Origin of the sequence: Aquincola agrisoli (genome assembly GCF_036621135.1) — a bacterium.
In the GTDB taxonomy this organism is placed as follows: domain Bacteria; phylum Pseudomonadota; class Gammaproteobacteria; order Burkholderiales; family Burkholderiaceae_C; genus Aquincola; species Aquincola agrisoli.
In genome coordinates, this window is the sequence record NZ_JAZIBG010000020.1 from 338,736 (window position 1) to 356,647 (window position 17,912).

The 17,912-nt window shown below is 70.2% G+C and carries 14 protein-coding genes; 1 reads left to right on the top strand and 13 read right to left on the bottom strand.

What is annotated here, in order from left to right:
• Positions 1-6: 6 nt before the first annotated feature.
• From V4F39_RS09475 to tssA, 13 genes are all read right to left on the bottom strand, one after another.
• Positions 7-2,028, bottom strand: coding sequence for a type VI secretion system Vgr family protein (locus tag V4F39_RS09475; protein ID WP_332289076.1), 2,022 nt, complete (start codon positions 2,026-2,028; stop codon positions 7-9).
• 75 nt (positions 2,029-2,103) lie between these two features.
• Positions 2,104-3,456 carry a tetratricopeptide repeat protein gene (locus V4F39_RS09480; protein ID WP_332289077.1) on the bottom strand — a complete coding sequence of 451 codons (1,353 nt, stop codon included), beginning with the start codon at positions 3,454-3,456 and terminating at the stop codon, positions 2,104-2,106.
• Positions 3,457-3,461: 5 nt separating this feature from the next.
• Positions 3,462-4,310, bottom strand: a complete 849-nt coding sequence (locus tag V4F39_RS09485) for a hypothetical protein (RefSeq protein ID WP_332289078.1) — start codon at positions 4,308-4,310, stop codon at positions 3,462-3,464.
• An 80-nt stretch (positions 4,311-4,390) separates the two neighbouring features.
• Positions 4,391-7,117 (bottom strand): type VI secretion system ATPase TssH, encoded by a 2,727-nt coding sequence (gene tssH, locus V4F39_RS09490; protein WP_332289079.1) that lies wholly within the window; start codon positions 7,115-7,117, stop codon positions 4,391-4,393.
• 2 nt (positions 7,118-7,119) lie between these two features.
• Positions 7,120-8,208: a type VI secretion system baseplate subunit TssG gene (tssG, locus tag V4F39_RS09495; RefSeq protein WP_332289080.1), complete on the bottom strand. Its 1,089-nt coding sequence runs from the start codon at positions 8,206-8,208 to the stop codon at positions 7,120-7,122.
• A gap of 115 nt (positions 8,209-8,323) precedes the next feature.
• Positions 8,324-10,207, bottom strand: a complete 1,884-nt coding sequence (tssF, locus tag V4F39_RS09500) for a type VI secretion system baseplate subunit TssF (RefSeq protein ID WP_332289082.1) — start codon at positions 10,205-10,207, stop codon at positions 8,324-8,326.
• A gap of 8 nt (positions 10,208-10,215) precedes the next feature.
• Positions 10,216-10,722 (bottom strand): type VI secretion system baseplate subunit TssE, encoded by a 507-nt coding sequence (gene tssE, locus V4F39_RS09505; protein WP_332289084.1) that lies wholly within the window; start codon positions 10,720-10,722, stop codon positions 10,216-10,218.
• Between the two features lie 28 nt (positions 10,723-10,750).
• Positions 10,751-11,548: a type VI secretion system accessory protein TagJ gene (locus V4F39_RS09510; protein ID WP_332289085.1), complete on the bottom strand. Its 798-nt coding sequence runs from the start codon at positions 11,546-11,548 to the stop codon at positions 10,751-10,753.
• Entirely contained in the window at positions 11,545-12,033 is a 489-nt protein-coding gene (locus V4F39_RS09515; protein WP_332289086.1) for an Hcp family type VI secretion system effector, read from the bottom strand. Before V4F39_RS09515 ends, V4F39_RS09510 begins: the two co-directional genes overlap by 4 nt.
• A 104-nt stretch (positions 12,034-12,137) precedes the next feature.
• Positions 12,138-12,623, bottom strand: coding sequence for an Hcp family type VI secretion system effector (locus tag V4F39_RS09520; protein ID WP_332289087.1), 486 nt, complete (start codon positions 12,621-12,623; stop codon positions 12,138-12,140).
• Positions 12,624-12,759: 136 nt separating this feature from the next.
• On the bottom strand, positions 12,760-14,250 hold the full coding sequence (gene tssC, locus V4F39_RS09525) for a type VI secretion system contractile sheath large subunit (RefSeq protein WP_332289088.1): 1,491 nt from the start codon (positions 14,248-14,250) through the stop codon (positions 12,760-12,762).
• Positions 14,251-14,289: 39 nt separating this feature from the next.
• On the bottom strand, positions 14,290-14,802 hold the full coding sequence (gene tssB / locus V4F39_RS09530) for a type VI secretion system contractile sheath small subunit (protein WP_332289120.1): 513 nt from the start codon (positions 14,800-14,802) through the stop codon (positions 14,290-14,292).
• Between the two features lie 35 nt (positions 14,803-14,837).
• On the bottom strand, positions 14,838-15,908 hold the full coding sequence (gene tssA, locus V4F39_RS09535) for a type VI secretion system protein TssA (protein WP_332289089.1): 1,071 nt from the start codon (positions 15,906-15,908) through the stop codon (positions 14,838-14,840).
• Between the two features lie 351 nt (positions 15,909-16,259).
• Here tssA and V4F39_RS09540 point away from each other — a divergent pair, with 351 nt between their 5' ends.
• Positions 16,260-17,879 (top strand): ShlB/FhaC/HecB family hemolysin secretion/activation protein, encoded by a 1,620-nt coding sequence (locus V4F39_RS09540; RefSeq protein WP_332289090.1) that lies wholly within the window; start codon positions 16,260-16,262, stop codon positions 17,877-17,879.
• The last annotated feature ends 33 nt before the right edge of the window (positions 17,880-17,912 follow it).

Genomic DNA, 17,912 nt, shown 5'->3' on the forward strand with positions numbered 1-17,912 from the left:
GGTCCGTCACGCGAGCGGGTCCGTCGGCACCTCGGGGGCCTGCGGATCCTGCGTGGCTTCCGGTGTCTTCGGGCTCGCGCCGCCGCCGGAGCCGCCGCCGCCGCCCGAGTTGATCAGCACCATCGCGCCGGTGATCGCGACGTTGGCCGGCCCGATCACCACCGAGCCGCCGCCGCACTTGAGCGTGAGCATCGCGCCCGCCTCGATCACCACGTTGGCGCCGCCCTTGATGTGCACGTTGGCCGCGGCCTCCACGCCCAGGTTGGCGCCGACCTTTTGCACCATGTCGGCCCCCGACTGCGCCGAGACGGCGGCCGCCGACTTCAGCACCAGGTCGCCGGTGACCTTCAACCCGTACGCGCCGTCGACCTGGTTCGCGCTGTGGCCGGTGACCTTGAGGCTCTGGTTGCCGGCCACGCTCTCCTTCAGGTCCTTGCCGATCGTGCGCTGCACGTCCTGCTTGATCTCCTCGTTCTGGTTGTTCTTGACGATGCGGTACTCGTCGTTGTCGACGAGGATGCGCTTGTCGTTCTTGACGTACTGGTAGAAGTCCTTCTCGGCCTGGAACCAGATGTACTCGCTGCCCGCCTTGTCCTCGAAGCGCAGCTCGTTGAAGTTGGCGACGGCCGCGCCGGGCGTCGACATGGTGCGCAGCGTCGCCACGGTCTTGTTGGCGGGCAGCGCGTAAGGCACCTTCTGCACGTCGTTGTAGACGCGGCCGGTGACCACGGGCCGGTCGGGGTCGCCCTCGACGAAATCGACCAGCACCTCCTGGCCGATGCGGGGCAGCGCGATCATCCCGAAGCCCTTGCCGGCCAGCGGCTGCGACACACGCACCCAGCACGAACTGTTTTCGTCCTTCTGGCCCTGGCGGTCCCAGTGGAACTGCACCTTCACCCGGCCGTACTCGTCGGTGTGGATCTCGTCGCCCGAGGGGCCCACCACCACCGCCGTCTGCGGCCCCGGCACCGTGGGCTTGGGCGTGGTGCGCTGCGGCCGGAACACCTCGCTCGCCGCGGTCGCGGTGAAGCTGCAGTGGAAGTGGCTCGTGCCCTGGCCCGACTCCTGGTCGGTGTAGGCGGCGTCGATGCGCGTGGCCAGCAGCACGTGGGCCGCGTTCTCGGCCGCGCGGGGGTGCTCGGCCAGCGTGAAGCGATGCCCCACCGCCAGGCCGCGCACGTTGCCCGAGCCCGTCACGCGCAGGTGGCGCGCATCCAGCTCCTCCATGCGCAGCGCCGCGTAGCGGCTGCCGTCGCCGGCCGTCTGGTAGTCGCCCGGCGGGTCGTAGTGTTCGTAGGCGGCCACGGCGCCGCTGCGCGCGGAATCGGTGGACGCCAGCAGCGAGGTCTCGGGCGTGGTGAAGTTGTAGTCGTTGAGCGTGACCTTGCCCGGCTGCACCTCGAGGCTGGTGCGCCACTGGGTGATCGCCTCGAGGTCGAGCATGCCGTCGAGCGACTCGCGGAACTTCACCGTCTCGTGGCCCGCGTAGGCGGTGTGCGCGCTCATCTTGTCGACCACCACCAGCGTGTGCCCGCCCTCGGTGTGCCGGAAGTAGTAGTAGAGGCCTTCCTGCTCCATCAGCCGGCTGACGAAGTTGAAGTCGGTCTCGCGGTACTGGACGCAGTAGTCGTAGGTCGGCAGGCTGCCGGAGAGCTCGAACGCCACGTTGTGCGCGTAAGGCTCGAACACCGTGTTGAGGATCTGCTGCGCATCCTGCTGCTGGAAGATGCGCGTGTCGGCGCGCCGCGTCAGCAGCCACAGCCAGGGCCGCAGCACCATGCGCACCGACAGCAGCTTGCCGGCCATGCCGTCGATGCCGGCCGTCGTGACGAGGCCGTGGAAGTGCCGGGTGCCCTCGGCCAGCTCGATCGCCACGTGGGCCGGCGTGCCCAGCAGCGAGGCGACGTCGACGTCCGGGTCCTCGCTGAGGGCGTGGACGTGGAACTCGTACAGTCGGCCCATCTCCTCGGTGGCCGACAGGCTGCGGAAACGCAGGGCCCCGTCGCCCAGGCGGGTGCCAAGGCTCATGAGGGGTGCGGCGCTGGCGTCAGGCATCGTGGCTCCGGGAGGCGGGGGGCGGCAGGTCCATCGGGGGTGGCAGGGTCATGCGGCAGTGCGTGCGGTCACCAGCCAGCCGGTGACCTGCTTGCCGGCCTCCTTGCGCAGCACGACCGCGTCGATGCGCGGCTCCGCCAAGCCTTCCGAGGCCAGCACGCCGCGCACGTAGGCCGCGGCATGGCTGTAGCGGCCGTGCGGCTCCAGCTGGAAGCCGGCCGCCGGCGCGGCGCCGTCGTCGGGCAGCGCCTCCACCGTGAAGGCCAGCAGCCCGCCCGGCCGCAGGCTGCGCGCGGCGGCGGCGAGCACCTCGTCGAGCCGGCCGAAGTAGCACAGCGTGTCGGCCGACACGATCACATCGAACGCCTCGGGGTGTGCCTGCAGCCAGGCCGTCAGCTCGGCAGCCTCCAGCTGGTCGTAGCCGCCGCGGGACCGGGCCTGCTGCAGCATGCCGGGCGAGAGGTCGACACCGGTCAGCCGGCGGGCGTGCGGCGTGAGCCACGGTGCGCACAGGCCGGTGCCGCAGCCGGCGTCGAGCACGTCCAGTTGCCCGCCGCCCGCGCCCAGCTCGCGCAGCAGCGCCTCGCCGACGAGCCGCGGCGCCTGGTACTCCAGCGCGTTCAGGCGTTCGTCGAAGCTGCCGGCGAAGTTGTCGAACACGTCGACCACGTAGTCGTCCGGCGCCCGCTCCGGCACGCCCTGGCCGGTGACGGCGGCCAGGTGGTGCCGTGCCTGCACGCTGCTGGGCTCGTGCGCGAGCCAGTCGCGGAAGACGGCCGCGGCTTCCTCCAGCCGCCCGCTCTGTGCGTAGACGATGCCCAGCAGCCGGCGCGTGCGCCCCTCGTCGGGCCGCAGTTCGAGGGCGCGTGCGAAATGGCCGAAGGCCTCGGGCAGCCGGTCGACCATCGACAGCAGCGATGCGTAGTTGAAGTGCGCGTCGGCGTAGTCCGGGTCGTGCGCGAGCACGCGCTGCAGGGCCACCTCGGCCTCGGCGTACCGGCGCAGGCGCATCAGCATGCAGCCCAGGTTGTTCATCACGTCGAGGTTGCCGGGATCGAGGTCGAGGCAGCGCTCGTAGGCCTGCGCCGCCTCCTGCCCGCGGCCGGCCTCCAGCAGCGCGTTGCCGAGGTTGTTGTGCCACGCCGCCACCGCCGGGTCGATCCCGACCGAGCGCTCCAGCAGCGCCAGCGCCTCGTCGCGCTGGCCGCGCTGGTGCAGCAGCATGCCGAGGAAGTGCAGCGTGTTGGCGTCGTCCGGCTTCAGCTCGAGCAGGCGCCGGTAGAGCTTCTCGGCGCCGTCCCAGCGGCCGTCGCGGTGCAGGCTGACGGCCATGCGCAGCGCCTCGTCGTAGGTGACTTCGGCCTGCGCAGGCGGGCTGCCGGTGGGAAGGGCGGTGGTCATCGGCTTCAGCCGTTCATGCGGAAGAGTTCATTCTCCTTCGCGCTCGTCGGGGCCTTGAACTGGTGCGTGCCCTTGATCAGCACGATGGCGTAGGCCAGGTGGCCGGTGCGCTTGTTGCCGTCGGTGAAGCCCTGCACATGCACGATGCTGGTGAGGTAGAACATCGCGATGCTCTCCCACTTGGCGTTGCCGAAGGCCGGCCAGCTGGTGTCGGCGCAGCCGGAGGTGAGGTCCAGGATGTAGTCCAGCAGCAGGCTGCCGCCGACGGTGGAGGGGTACTTGGCGCCGCCCATCAGGTTGATCCGGTAGGGCGCGGCGTTGGGCATGATGCGCTTGTAGAGCTTGCGCAGCGGCTGCGAGGTGCGCCCCAGCGCCATGCCCATCGGCCCGGCGTGGCCGGCGGTGGCGGGGATGTTCTTGGTCAGCAGTTCGCGCATCGCCGGGATGCCTGCGGTGTAGCCGCCGCAGATCCAGTTGGCGGCCTGGTCGATGGCCAGTTCGCGGCCCGCCAGCCCGCCACGCAGCGGGTTCTTGTAGTAGTCGGCCGTCGGGCGCAGGTTGGCGTTCAGGAGCGTGCCCAGCGCGCCGTTGGCGCTCTGCGGCACGAGCGAGTCCACGTACAGCTTGCGCGCGGTGTAGTTCTCCCGCTCCGTCTTCATGAAGAGCGCGGCGTCGCTTTCCTTCAGCTGGTCGATCTTGAAGTTCTGCGTCCACTTGTCGTAGACGGTCTCCAGGAATTCCTTCGCCGCCTCGCGGCCCAGCGTGCGCTCGAGCTGGTCGAACTGCGCCCGGCTGTCGGCGTGCGTCTGGATGCCGCGGCGCCAGGTGACCTTCTTGCTGGTGAAAATGCCCATCTACTACCTACCTCAGCAGTGGTTTGTCGGTGGTGGCGCGCGCGCCCCGCAGCGGGAACCGCCGGCCTCGTTCGGGAAACTCAGGCGAACCGGTAGCTGAACTGGCCGTCGGCCACCCCGACCGTCACGCCTTCGATCGGCTTGCCTTCCATCATCCGCGTGAGGAACTCGCGGCTGATGTCCGGCAGCATCGTGTTGGTGAGGATCGCGTCGATCATGCGGCCGCCCGATTCGCTCTCGGTGCAGCGGCTGACCACCAGCTTCACCACGTCGTCGCCATACTCGAACGGGATCTTGTAGCGGGCCTCGACGCGCTTCTTGATGCGGCCGAGCTGCAGCCGCACGATGCTGCCCAGCATCTCGTCGGACAGCGGGTAGTACGGGATCGCCACCAGCCGGCCCAGCAGCGCGGGCGGGAAGATCTTCAGCAGCGGCTCGCGCAGCGCCTTGGCCATGCCCTCGGGGTCGGGCAGCAGCTCCGGGTCCTTGCACATGCTGGCGATCAGGTCGGTGCCGGCGTTCGTCGTCAGCAGGATCAGCGTGTTCTTGAAGTCGATCGAGCGGCCTTCGCCGTCTTCCATGAAGCCCTTGTCGAACACCTGGAAGAAGAGCTCGTGCACGTCGGGGTGGGCCTTCTCCACCTCGTCGAGCAGCACCACGCTGTAGGGCTTGCGGCGCACGGCCTCGGTCAGCACGCCGCCTTCGCCGTAGCCCACGTAGCCCGGGGGCGCGCCCTTGAGCGACGAGACGGTGTGCGCCTCCTGGTACTCGCTCATGTTGATGACGATGAGGTTCTGCTCACCGCCGTACAGCGCCTCGGCCAGCGCGATGGCGGTCTCGGTCTTGCCCACGCCCGAGGTGCCGGCCAGCATGAACACGCCGATCGGCTTGGTGGGGTTGTCCAGGCCCGCGCGCGAGGTCTGGATGCGCTTGGCGATCATCTCCATCGCGTGGTCCTGGCCGATCACGCGCTTGCCGAGCAGCTCGGGCAGCTTCAGCACCGTCTCGATCTCGTTGCGCTGCATGCGGCCCACGGGGATGCCCGTCCAGTCGCCCACCACCGCGGCCACGGCCTGGTAGTCGACGGTCGGCAGGATCAGCGGGCTTTCGCCCTGCAGCGTGGTCAGCTCGGCCTGCACGGCCTGCAGGCGCTCCAGCGTCGCGGCGCGGTCGGTATCGGACAGGGCCGTGGCCGCCGCATCGGCGGCGGCCTGCGCTTCCAGCGCGCTGCCCGTGCCTTCCACCGGCAGCGTGCCGCCCGGGCCGCCGCGCAGCTTGGCGCGCAGCGAGAGCAGCTCGTCGACCAGCTTCTTCTCGGCGCCCCAGCGCTCCTCCAGCGTCGACAGCCGGGCCTGTTCGTCGGCCAGCGCGGCGCCGGCTTCCTCTTCGCGCTCATGCACGTCGATGCCGATGGCCTTCTCACGGCCGATGATCTGCAGCTCGGTCTCGAGCGACTCGATGCGCTTGCGGCAGTCGTCCACCTCGGCCGGCGTGGCGTGCAGGCTCACGGCCACGCGCGCGCAAGCGGTGTCGAGCAGGCTCACGCTCTTGTCGGGCAGCTGGCGCGCCGGGATGTAGCGGTGGCTCAGCTTCACCGCGGCTTCGAGCGCCTCGTCGAGGATCTGCACCTTGTGGTGCTTCTCCATCGTGCTGGCCACGCCGCGCATCATCAGGATGGCCTTCTTCTCGTCGGGCTCGTCGACCTGCACGTTCTGGAAGCGGCGGGTCAGCGCCGGGTCCTTCTCGATGTACTTCTTGTACTCGGCCCAGGTGGTGGCGCCCACGGTGCGCAGCGTGCCGCGCGCCAGCGCGGGCTTCAGCAGGTTGGCTGCGTCGCCGGTGCCGGCCTGGCCGCCGGCGCCCACCAGCGTGTGGGTCTCGTCGACGAACAGGATGATGGGCTGCGGGCTGGCCTGCACCTCCTCGATCACCGAGCGCAGGCGCTGCTCGAACTCGCCCTTCATGCTGGCGCCGGCCTGCAGCAGGCCGACGTCGAGCGTCAGCAGCTTCACGTCCTTCAGCGCGGGCGGCACGTCGCCGCGCGCGATGCGCTGCGCGAAGCCCTCCACCACCGCCGTCTTGCCCACGCCGGCCTCGCCGACCAGGATGGGGTTGTTCTGCCGGCGGCGCATCAGGATGTCGACCACCTGGCGGATCTCGTCGTCGCGGCCGACGATCGGGTCCATCTTGCCGCTGCGGGCCTGCTCGGTCAGGTCGGTGGTGAACTTCTTCAGCGCTTCCTGCTTGCCCATCGCGGCCGGCGCGATGGCGCCGCTGGCTTCGCCCGGGCCCGCACCGCCGCCGGAGCCGTCGGTGGCGCCCTGGCCGTCTTCCGGCGAGCCTTCGATGAGCTTGGCCAGGTTGTCGGCCAGGTCGTCGGGCTTGATCTTCTCGAACTGGCGCGAGATGGCGAAGAGGGCGTTGCGCAGCAGGTTCGTCTTCAGCATGCCCAGCAGCAGGTAGCCGGTGCGCACCGTGCTGTCGCCGAACATCAGCGAGCCGTAGACCCAGCCGCGCTCCACCGCGGTGTCGATGTTGTCGGAGATGTTGGAGATCGACGTCGCGCCGCGCGGCAGGCGGTCGAGCGAGGTGGTGATGTCCTTGGCCAGCACCGAGGCGTCGAGCCCGTAGTGCTTGATGATGCGGTGCCAGTCGGAATCGGCGCTCTGCACGATCTGCGAGACCCAGTGCTCCAGCTCGACGGTCGGGTTGCCGCGCAGCTTGCAGAACACGGTCGCACCCTCGACCGCCTTGTAGGCGAGGGCGTTGAGCTTGCCGAAGACGGCAACGCGGCTGATTTCTGCCATGGTCAGACCTCTGTGGATTCGGTGGGGGACGCGGATCGGTGGTTCTCTGTCATCTGTCGGCGGTGCAGCGAGCGCAGCGCCTCGGCGGGCGGCAGGCGCATGTGCGCGAGGCCGCCGCGGCCGGGTTGCCGCAGCCAGCAGTCCCAGCCCAGGCGGCCGTGGCGGCCCAGGCGGGCAGGGCGGATGTCCTGCGCCTGCAGCGCCAGGCGCATCGACCAGCCGAATTCCTCGCCGACGTACTGCTTCACCAGCGCGACGAGCGCCGGCAGCACCTGTCCGCCGGGCAGCAGCGCGGCGAAGGCCGTGTGGTCGAGCGGGCCGATGTGCAGCACGAAGTGGTGCTGCCGGTCCCACACGGTGGCGCCCAGCACCGCGCCGGCGCCCAGCCGGGCGCCGAGGTTGCGGCGTCCGCCCCGCAGGCGGCCGATGCGGGTGCGCTCGCCGGCCTGCAGCGGCAGCCATGCGCCGGCGAACTGCTCGACCTGCACCGTGCGGCCGAGCATGCCGCCCAGCAGCGCGGCCAGCCCTTCGGCGCTGCGCGACTGGCGGGTGAACACGCCGGCGAAGTGCAGCTTGACGTGATCGTGCACCGCATCGCGGCGCTGCAGCGCGGGGCTGCCGATGCCGATCAGCGAGCCAACAAGCGCGGCGAAGCGGTCGTCGCCGGGCCGGTCGAGGCTGACCGCCGGCTGCGCCTGCGCCCAGGCGCGGTAGAACAGCAGCAGCAGCCGGTGGTGGAAGAGGTCGGCGAAGCGCGTGAAGGTCTCGTCGCCGTGGTGCAGCTCGCGCTCCCGCGCATATTCGGTCAGGTGCAGCGGCAGCGGGCCGTTGGGCCCGAACAGCCCGAGGAAGCGCACATCGATGCGCGGCGGGCGGTGGGCGCTGCGCGGCAGCACGGCGTGCAGCGTGGCCGGCGCGAACGAGAGGTCGGGCGACTGGCCCAGCCGCACAGGCTCGTCCTGCGGGCGACGGGCGGTGCCCAGGCGCGGCTGGGCCGGGTGCGCGGCCTCGATCAGGCGCAGCGCATGGAAGAAGTCGTAGCGCCACGGCTCGGCCGCCAGCGCTGCCAGGAGCGTGTCGGCCGTGCTCACTGGACCCTCCGCACTGTGAGTTCCGGGATGAGCGCTTGGGAGCGGCCCGGCGCGCACTGGACGACCCTCCGCACTGCGTGCTCCGGTATGAGCCCTTGGGAGCGGCCCGGCGCGCTCATAGGACAGGCCGGGTGCCGCAGGTCGGCCGGCCCGCCAGGATGACCCCGCGCGTCGCCGAACGCACATGGGTCTCGGTGAAGCCGTTCATCGACACGTGCCGCGCCAGGAAGCGCTCCAGCACGCAGCCGAGCAGGAAGGCGCTGCTGCCCTGGAACGCGAGCTCGTCCACCTCCAGCTCGATGCGCACGCCGCGGCCGAAGGCGATCGGCCCGGGCAGCGGCAGGCGGCGCACCACCGGCTCGGTGCGCACCGACCGCAGCCCCTCCACCTGCTTGTGCTGCGCGGCGTCGGCCTCGTGCACGTAGAGCCGCAGCATCTCGCGCAGCGCCGCGGCGCCCTGCTCGGCGTCGGTGTCGAGCAGAGACAGGTGGTTGAGCGAGAGCTGGTTGATGAAGCGCCAGGCCACGTTGCCTTCGCGCAGCGCCGACAGCGGCCGCGAGGGCCCCTTGAGCACACGCACGCCCTTGACCGGCGCGGTGGTCTCCAACGTCAGCTCGGCCCCGACGGGCAGCAGCAGCGGCAGGTCGCGGTTGCTGCACAGCGCCTTCACGCCGAGCTGCTGCAGGCTGCCGCCGTAGGGCGCCTCGCGTGCATCGACCACGCTGATGAACACCTCGCTGCCGATGTAGGACGAGCGCGGCCCGTCGCGCTTCTGCGTGGTGGACAGCAGCCTCGGCTCGCGCTGCATCGCGTAGTAGGCGTCGTGCTCGCGGTCGGCCGTGTGGAAGGCGGCGTACAGCGGCATGAAGCGCCGCTCGCTGTGCGCGCCCACGCCGTAGCCGGTGACGTCGAGGATGTCGTGCACCTCGTAGTCCATCGGCCGCGCGCGGTCGACCACGACGTGGAAGTCGCTGGTCTGCGGACCCACGTGGATGCGGTCGCAGCGCTGCTCGAAGAGGTTGATCGCGGGCACGCAGTGCAGCGCGAAGCAGCCCGCGTCGACCGACTGCTGCAGCGCGGTGTCGCCGCGGGCGAACAGCAGCACGATCTCTGCCTCCTGCCCGCCGAGCTCGCGCAGCGCCGCCCCGAGGCCGCACAGGTCGAAGAACAGGAAGCGCTGCGGGAACGCGAAGTACTCCTGCATCAGCCGGTAGCCGTCGAAGCCGGGCAGCGCCGAGGGCAGCAGCGCGTGCTCCGGTTCGAAGCCGACGGTGCGCACGTCGTCCGGGTCCAGCGTGCGGAAGCGTTCGCGCCCGTTCGCCCGGCCCGCCTGCGCGCCCGCGGGCATCACCAGCGCGCCGAGCAGGTGGCCGCAGACCGATTCGTGCAGCCGGTAGGCGATGTCGTCGATGCCGGCGCAGTGCACCCGCAGGTCATCCATCGCGATCTGCGAGAAGTCCAGCCCCGCCGTGGCGCGCAGCTTCAGGCGCACGCCGCCGCCGTAGGCGCGCCATTCGGGCAGCGAGGCCAGCGGCAGCTGCGTGGCATGGGTGAAGTACGCCGCCTCGGTGATCTCCAGCGGCCACAGCGTCACGTCGTGGCCGGTGCGGAAGCGGCAGGCCGTCTGGCCGGCGCGGCCGGTGGCGCTGCGCAGCATGCTGCCGCGCGGCAGCGTGGCGCCGGCGGCGAGGCCGGCATCGGCCAGGTCGGGCTGCAGCTGCGCCACCAGCATCGCGGGTGTCGGCGCGAGGAAGTTCGGGTAGACGATCTCCAGCAGCCGCTGCGTGAAGCGGGGGAACTCGGCGTCGAGCTTGAGCTGGATGCGCGCGGTGAGGAAGGCGAAGCCCTCGAGCAGCTGCTCGACGTAGGGGTCCGCGACCTCCACGCCCTCCATCCGCAGCCGCCCCGCGATCTTCGGGAACTGCTGCGCGAACTCGGCCCCCATCTCGCGCAGATGCTGGAGTTCCTGGTTGTAGTAGCGCAGCAGCCTCGGGTCCATCGGCCGCCCTACCGGGTGAGTTCCTTGATGTCGACCCGGCCGGTCTCCAGGTCGATGTCGGTGTGCAGCAGCAGCTCCAGCGGCACCGGCTGGGCCCAGAGCTGCCCGCTGATGCGGAAGCTGATCTGGTTGTGGTGGTCGAGCTGCTCGTCGGAGACCAGGGCCTCCACGCGCAGCGTGGCGGCGAGGATGCGCGGCTCGTGGTCGATGATCGCCTGGCGCACCTGCGCCTCGAGCGAAACCGCATCCACCGACGACGCGCACAGCCCCGACAGCGCCGGCAGCCCGTAGTCGAGCACCGAGCGCTTGGCATGCGGCCAGGCGTCGAGCGGCTGCGAATCCGACAGCCGCGCGCTGTTGAAGAGCCAGCTCAGGTCGCGCAGCACCGCATGGCGCAGCTGGTGGCGCGAGACCACGCGCTGGTCGGCGGCCTCGGTGGTGTGGCCAGGGTCGTCGTCGCGCAGCCGGTCGAGCAGCGCGGGCTGCAGCCGATCGGTGACTTTCTGCAGGTTCATGGGCCGGACTTCCGCCGCGCTGCCGCGGCTATGCGGCGGACGCGAAGGTGATGGCGCGGGTGTCCATCAGCGGCAGGTCGCCGGCATCGGTGGCGAACATGCGCTGGCCGGCGCCGACGTAGACGCCGGGACGCGGCTCCTGCCAGTCGGTGCGGCGCGCGAGCGCCAGCAGGCCGTCCGACAGGTCGGTGCCGGCGTAGCGCGTCGGCACGAAGGCCACGGTCTCGCCGCCGTTGGCGAAGAGGAACTGCGCCGGCGTCCAGACGCGGTCGCGCAGGTCGGCGGGGGCCTCGAACCGCACCTCGGCCAGGCGCGTCATCGGCACCCAGTAGTAGCGGCCGTTGATGATGGCCTCGAACACCGGACCCAGCCGCATGTCGGCATCGGCCAGCCATTCGAAGGCCTGGCCGTCGGCCTGCCCGGGGCAGGCGGGCGCCTGCTCGAAGGCCTGGTCGCGCAGGCGCTGGGCGTCGTCGGCCTCGCCGCGGCCCTCGCGGATCAGCGCCTCGACCAGCAGCGCGACCCAGGCCTCGGGCTCGCCGAACAGCAGCGGCACCTTCCGCCCCGCGAAGACCGCCTCGCGCAGGCGTTCGCAGGGAATGGTCTCGCGGTAGGTCTGCACCATCGGCAGCGTGGAGGGGTCGAGCTCGCCGGCCACGTTCAGCTGGTTCAGCGCGCGGTCCCACAGGCCCAGCACGCACAGCAGCTGGAACAGGAACACGCGCAGCTTCGGATCGGCCGGCCGGGCGCGGACCTGGTCCTGCAGCAGCTTCAGCGCGCGCTGCGGGTCACCTTCGCGCAGGGCGTCTTCCGGCAGGGTACTCATCCGGCGATCTCCGCGGTGAAGGACGACGCGGCCTTCTTGCCGCCCTTGTCGTCCTGTGAGCTGTAGGCGATGTCGATCTTCTCGAACGCGATGGACAGCCGCTCGACCAGCTCGGGGCTGTCGGGCGAGGCGGTGCCGATGTCGAAGGCCGTGATGCGGCCACGCTCGATGGTGATCACCAGGTAGTCGATGGCCGGGCTGCCGCCGCTCTTGCGGACCGACAGCACGGCCTTCTTGATCTGCTCGTTGTTGCGCATCACCGACATCAGCGCGGTCGATGCGCTGTCCACGCCCTTGGTGATGCGGATCTCGGAGAGGGCCGCGCGCGAGGCCGCGCCGATGCCCCCCAGGCCGGAGGCGGCACTCATGCCCCACGACCATTCCCGTACCTCGATCTCGCCGATGTGGGACGCAACGTTGGATTCGCCCCGGATCGCACCGGTGCTCTTTCCCTCGATGCGCAGATGCATATCGCCTTTGGACATGGCATGCGCTCGTGAACGACAGGGATGGAAAGGACGGAAGGCACGCACCGCGCGCCTTCCGATGGGGCCTGCGTGCGGCCGCAGGGGCTACGCAGTGCGGGCGATCAGCCCTCGGCGTTGCCGGCGATGTCGAAGCCGTAGTCCTTGGTGCCGCCCTTCTTGGCGCCCTTTTCGTCCTGCGGCTGGAACTTGTACATGAACTTGGCGAAGTTCAGCGTGACGTTCTCGGTCAGGCGGTCCTCGCCGCCCGAGCCGCCGGTCGACACCGAGGTCACCAGCACTTCCTCGAGCTTGAGCACCACGTACTCGACCGGCGTGCCGCCGGCCTTGCGCACGATCAGCGTCGCCTCGGGGTAGTGCTTGCCTTCGCAGCAGGCCTTCAGCAGCGCGTTGGACGAGGCGTCGATGTACTTGGTGAAGGACAGGTCCTGCACGTTGACCTTGCCCGAGCCGCCGCCGCCGCCCATGTGCGTCGTGCCGCTGTTGCTCATGCCCCAGCTCCAGGCCAGGACGTCGATCTTGCCCTTGTGGACCTTGTCCTCGGATTCACCTTCGATGTCACCGATCTTGATGAACATGTCTACAGCCATGATGGATCTCCTTGTTGCCCCAACATTGATGGGCGGTTATCGCTGCATCGCGTGTCCGCTGAATGGACGGACGCCCTCCCGTGCAGCTGCCAGGAGGCCTGCGTACTGACTTCTGGAAAGGGAAGGGGTCGGGTGCTCAGCCGGCCTTGGCGGAGGGCAGCTTGGACACCAGCCGCAGCGACACCGTCAGCCCTTCGAGCTGGTAGTGCGGCCGCAGGAAGAACTTGGAGGTGTAGTAGCCGGGGTTGCCCTCGACCTCCTCCACCACCACCTCGGCGGCCGCCAGCGGCTTGCGCGCCTTGGTCTGCTCCGAGGAGTGCGCCGGGTCGCCGTCGACGTAGTTCAGGATCCAGTCCTGCAGCCAGCGCTGCACCTCGTCGCGCTCCTTGAACGAGCCGATCTTGTCGCGCACGATGCACTTCAGGTAGTGCGCGAAGCGGCAGGTCGCGAACAGGTACGGCAGGCGCGCGGCCAGGTTGGCGTTGGCGGTGGCGTCGGGGTCGTCGTACTCGGCCGGCTTCTGCAGCGACTGCGCGCCGATGAAGGCGGCGAAGTCGCTGTTCTTGCGGTGCACCAGCGGCATGAAGCCGTTCTTGGCCAGTTCGGCCTCGCGCCGGTCGGAGATCGAGATCTCCGTGGGGCACTTCATGTCGACGCCGCCGTCGTCGGTCGGGAAGGTGTGCGTGGGCAGGCCCTCGACCGCGCCGCCCGACTCGATGCCGCGGATGCGCGAGCACCAGCCGTACTCCTTGAAGGAGCGGTTGATGTTCGTCGCCATCGCGTAGGCCGCGTTGGCCCAGGTGTACTTGCTGTGGTCGGCCGCGCCGGTGTCTTCCTCGAAGTTGAAGGCCTCGACCGGGTTGGTGCGCGCGCCGTACGGCAGGCGCGACAGGAAGCGCGGCATCGCCAGGCCCAGGTAGCGCGAGTCGTCGGATTCCCGCAGCGAGCGCCAGGCGGCGTACTCGGGCGTGGTGAAGATCTTGGTCAGGTCGCGCGGGTTGGCGAGTTCCTGCCAGGAGTCCATCTGCATCACGTTGGGCGAGGCGCCGGTGATGAAGGGCGCGTGCGCGGCCGCGGCGACCTTGGCCATCTCGCCGAGCAGCTCGACGTCGGGGGCGCTCTGGTCGAAGTGGTAGTCGCCCACCAGGCAGCCGAAGGGCTCGCCGCCGAACTGGCCGAATTCCTCCTCATAGAGCTTCTTGAACAGCGGGCTCTGGTCCCAGGCCGTGCCCTTGTAGCGCTTGAGGGTCTTGCCGAGATCCTGCTTGCTGATGTTCATCACGCGGATCTTCAGCATCTCGTCGGTTTCGGTGTTGTTGACGAGGTAGTGCAGGCCGCGCCACGCGCCTTCGAGCTTCTGGAAGTCGGCGTGGTGGAGGATGAGGTTGATCTGCTCCGACAGCTTCTTGTCGATCGCGGCGATCATGTCCTCGATCGACTTGACGGTGTCCTTGCCGATCAGCTGCGTCTGCGCCAGCGCCTGCTGAGCGAGCGTCTGGACGGCCTGCTCGACGGCGCTCTTGGCCTCGTCGCTCTTGGGCTTGAATTCCTTCTGGAGCAGCGATGCGAGGTCGCTGCCTTCGAGGCTGACTGCAGCCAATGCGGAACTGGTTTGGGCTTCTGCCATGGTGACTCCAGGATTCGGATGCGCTGGGAGGGCCGGCCGTCAGGCCGCGCCGCCTTCTTCGGCCGGCTTGGCCGAGGTGGCCAGCGAACCGAGCAGTGCCGGGTCGGCCAGCACCTTGGCGATCAGTTCCTCGGCGCCGCCCTTGCCGTCCATGTAGGTGACGAGGTTCTGCAGCTGCTCGCGGGCGGTCAGCAGCTTGTTGAGCGAGTCGACCTTGCGCGCCACGGCGGCGGGCGAGAAGTCGTCCATGCTGTCGAAGGTCAGGTCCACGCTGATGTTGCCTTCGCCGGTCAGGGTGTTGGGCACCTGGAAGGCCACGCGCGGCTTCATCGACTTCATGCGGGCGTCGAAGTTGTCGACGTCGATCTCGAGGAACTTGCGGTCGGCGACCGGTGCGAGCGGGTCGGCCGGCTTGCCCGACAGGTCGGACAGCACGCCCATCACGAAGGGCAGCTGCACCTTCTTCTCGGCACCGTAGACCTCGACGTCGTATTCGATCTGCACTCGCGGTGCCCGGTTGCGGGCGATGAACTTCTGGCTGCTACCCATGATGGACTCCTTGGTTGAACGGCCGGGCGTTGGCGCCCTTATGCGGACTCATCGTCCAGTTGCACGCTGTCGGGATCGACGCCCATCACACGGGCCACTTCGGCCAGCGAATCGGGAGCCAGCTCTTTCATCAGCTGCAGGAAATTGCGGTTGATCATGCGGCGGGCCCGGCGCAACAGCAAGGGTGCGGGGCTCGTGGGTTCGGTGCGCTCCAGGTACTCGCACACCATGTCGATGGCACGCAGCGCATCCTCGCGCGTGGCCACCGTGCCCGACAGGCCGCGGGCCGGTGCGGCGCGCGCGGCGCCGGGGGCGGCCTCGGTGCCGGCCTCGTCGGCCGCAGCCTCGCCGTCGGCCCCGGCGTCGGGGGCCGCGGCGGGCGCCGGCATCACCCCGACCAGCGTGTGCAGCAGCGACTGCAGCGGCTTCAGGTCCGGTGCGGACTCGATGCCCGCCCGGTCGTTGGCCAGTGCGGACAGCGTCTTGAGGTGGGCCATCGCCTGCGCGGGCAGCTGGCTGAGCGCCGGATCCTGCGCGACGGCCGCGCCCAGCATCTGGCCGAGCTGGTCGCGGGTGTAGGCGGGCTCGCCGTCACGGGCCGGCATCAGCCCGAGCGCCACCTCGACCGAGCGCACCCGCACCTCGCCGACGCCCCGCTGGCTGAACAGCAGCGCACGCCGCACGTCGCCCACGAGGCCGTCGGACTCGCGCAGCACGCCGAGCGCGTTCATCCGCGCGTAGGGGTCGCCGTCGTCGGGGTCGGGCAGCGGGTGCAGGGTTTCCCAGAAGGTCTCGAGCAGGCCATGCAGCAGGCGCAGGCCCTCGGGCACCGCGGCGAAGCCTTCGAGGTGCGTGCAGGCGCGGACCCAGAGCACGGCCACGCGCAGGTCGCGTGTGCGCTCCATCAGCGCTTCGGCCTCGGCGCGCACCACGCGCCAGTCGGGCGGCACGGCGGCTTCGAACTGGGTTTCAGGTTTGCCGGCGGCCGACTGGTTCAGCGCCAGGAAATCGTTGTCGTATTCGAGGTCGGGCCCGCAGGGCGCGTTCTCTTCGGACAAAGGCTGCAGCCATCCTTCGATGGCGCTGGTGCCCGTGAAAACGTCGCTCACCTCTGCATCCCCAACATGCCCGGTCCGCTCTCGACTTTTTCTGAATTGTTGTGTGGTGTGTTGTCAACAACAACATGCAGTATTTGCATGGCTCACCAGCGAGGCGCGAGTGTCGCAGCGTTCAGGGGCTATGAAAAGCGCCAAGTGTGGTTTAGGGCACTCATCGAGCCTCCTGGTGCAAATAGTGTGAAGTCGTTGGCTACTATCCGCCGCCGGCGAAGTGATGCCGGCGTCGGGGGGGCGATGTTGCGAGGGGCGGAACGACCCGGACGGCGTGGGGCGGCCGGGCGGGGGCAGGCGTGGCGTTCGTGGGCGGGGCTGTGTGCCGGCGTGTGCTGGAGCGCCTTGTCCGTGGCGCAGGCCGACCGGGTGGTGCCCACGCCGGCGGAGCTGGCACCGCGCATCGCGCCGACGCCCGGCGATGCCGCCAGCCTGCCGCCGCGGCCCGTGCCGCGCGAGCTGGCCAAGCCGCAGGACGAGGTGCTGCTCGACGTCGTGGCCTACGAGGTGGCGCCGGATGCGCCGCCTGAACTGCGCGCCGCGCTGCCCGCGCTGACGGCGGCCTACGTCGGCCGGGCGCGCTCGTACGAAGACCTCGTCAACGCCACCACCGAGGTCACGCGCTTCCTGCAGCGCGAACTCGGCTACTACCTGGGCTATGCCTACCTGCCGGCGCAGGCGCCGGAGGGCGGCGTGGTGCGGATCGCGGTGCTGGAAGGCCGGCTCGACCGCGTCGAGCTGCGCTGGGACGACCGGGTGCCGGTGCGGCGCGAGGTGGTGGAGGCGTACCTCTCGCACCTGAAGCCGGGTGACATCCTGCGCGTGCGCAACGTGGAGCGCGTGGTGTTCCTGGTCAACGACCTGCGCGGCATGAACGCGCGCTTCGACGTGGCAGCGGGGTCGCGGCCCGGCACCGCGATGCTCGTCGTCACCCCGCAGGCCGAGGCGCGCTGGTCGGGCAAGGTGGACGTGGACCTCAACGGCTCCCGCTTCCTCGGCACCGAGCGCATCGGCGCCGTGGCGTTGTACGCGAGCCCCTTCGGCCGGGGCGACGGCTTCACCGCCACCGCGCTCAGCTCGTTCGGCAACGGGCTGCGCTTCGCGCTGCTGGGCTACGTGTCGCCCGTTGGCAGCAGCGGGCTCAAGCTCGGGGCCACGGTGTCCACCGTCGACTACGCGCTGGACAGCGCGACCTTCGACCTCGGCCTCAACGGCAGCGCGCTCAACGTCACGGCCTACGGCCTCTACCCCTGGGTGCGCTCGCGCAACCTGAACCTCTTCGGCCTGGCCTCGCTGGAATACAAGCGCTACGTCGACCGGCAGGACGTCACCGCCTCGGTGACCCGCAAGACCGTTCACAGCCTGACCGCCGGCATCACCGGCGACTTCCGCGACGCCTGGCTGAGCGGGGCCGTCAACGCCTACGAGCTGAACGTGTCGGCCGGCAGCGTGCGCTACGAGGGCGGGCGCAGCAGCCAGCTCGACGATGACGCCGACCACGTGAAGCTGATGTTCTCGATCAACCGGCTGCAGAACCTCGTCGACAACCGGCTGCTGCTGTACCTCGCGCTGCGCGGCCAGCTCACCGGCCACCGGCTCGACACGACCGAGCAGTTCCGCCTCGGCGGCCCCGATGCCGTGCGCGCCTTCGCGGCCGGCGAGGCCACCGGCGACCGCGGCGCGGTGATGACGGCCGAGCTGCGGCTGCTGCCGCCGGAGTCCTGGCTGGGGCCGCTGGCCCGCGAGCTGGTGTTCGGCCTGTTCTACGACGCGGGCCGCCGCGGGCTGCGCCCCGGCGCGGACGGCGGCGAATCGCGCAGCTTCTCGGGCGCCGGCGTGTCCGTCTCGTGGGAGCGCCCGCGGCAGTGGGCGCTGCGGGCGAGCCTGGCCACGCCGCTGGCCGGCGATCCGCGCGGGGATCCGCGCGAACGCGATCCCCGCCTGTACCTGCAGCTCACCCGCGTGTTCTGACGCGCTGCCCTTCGGCTGTTCTTGAAGAGGTTC

Bases quoted from the DNA above. Each gene is read 5' to 3' on its own strand.
- tssE (WP_332289084.1), bottom strand. From the start codon at position 10,722: ATGAACCTGCAGAAAGTCACCGATCGGCTGCAGCCCGCGCTGCTCGAC.
- V4F39_RS09515 (WP_332289086.1), bottom strand. From the start codon at position 12,033: ATGTCCAAAGGCGATATGCATCTGCGCATCGAGGGAAAGAGCACCGGT.
- V4F39_RS09510 (WP_332289085.1), bottom strand. From the start codon at position 11,548: ATGAGTACCCTGCCGGAAGACGCCCTGCGCGAAGGTGACCCGCAGCGC.
- V4F39_RS09475 (WP_332289076.1), bottom strand. From the start codon at position 2,028: ATGAGCCTTGGCACCCGCCTGGGCGACGGGGCCCTGCGTTTCCGCAGC.
- V4F39_RS09485 (WP_332289078.1), bottom strand. From the start codon at position 4,310: ATGGGCATTTTCACCAGCAAGAAGGTCACCTGGCGCCGCGGCATCCAG.
- V4F39_RS09520 (WP_332289087.1), bottom strand. From the start codon at position 12,623: ATGGCTGTAGACATGTTCATCAAGATCGGTGACATCGAAGGTGAATCC.
- tssF (WP_332289082.1), bottom strand. From the start codon at position 10,207: ATGGACCCGAGGCTGCTGCGCTACTACAACCAGGAACTCCAGCATCTG.
- tssH (WP_332289079.1), bottom strand. From the start codon at position 7,117: ATGGCAGAAATCAGCCGCGTTGCCGTCTTCGGCAAGCTCAACGCCCTC.
- tssC (WP_332289088.1), bottom strand. From the start codon at position 14,250: ATGGCAGAAGCCCAAACCAGTTCCGCATTGGCTGCAGTCAGCCTCGAA.
- V4F39_RS09480 (WP_332289077.1), bottom strand. From the start codon at position 3,456: ATGACCACCGCCCTTCCCACCGGCAGCCCGCCTGCGCAGGCCGAAGTC.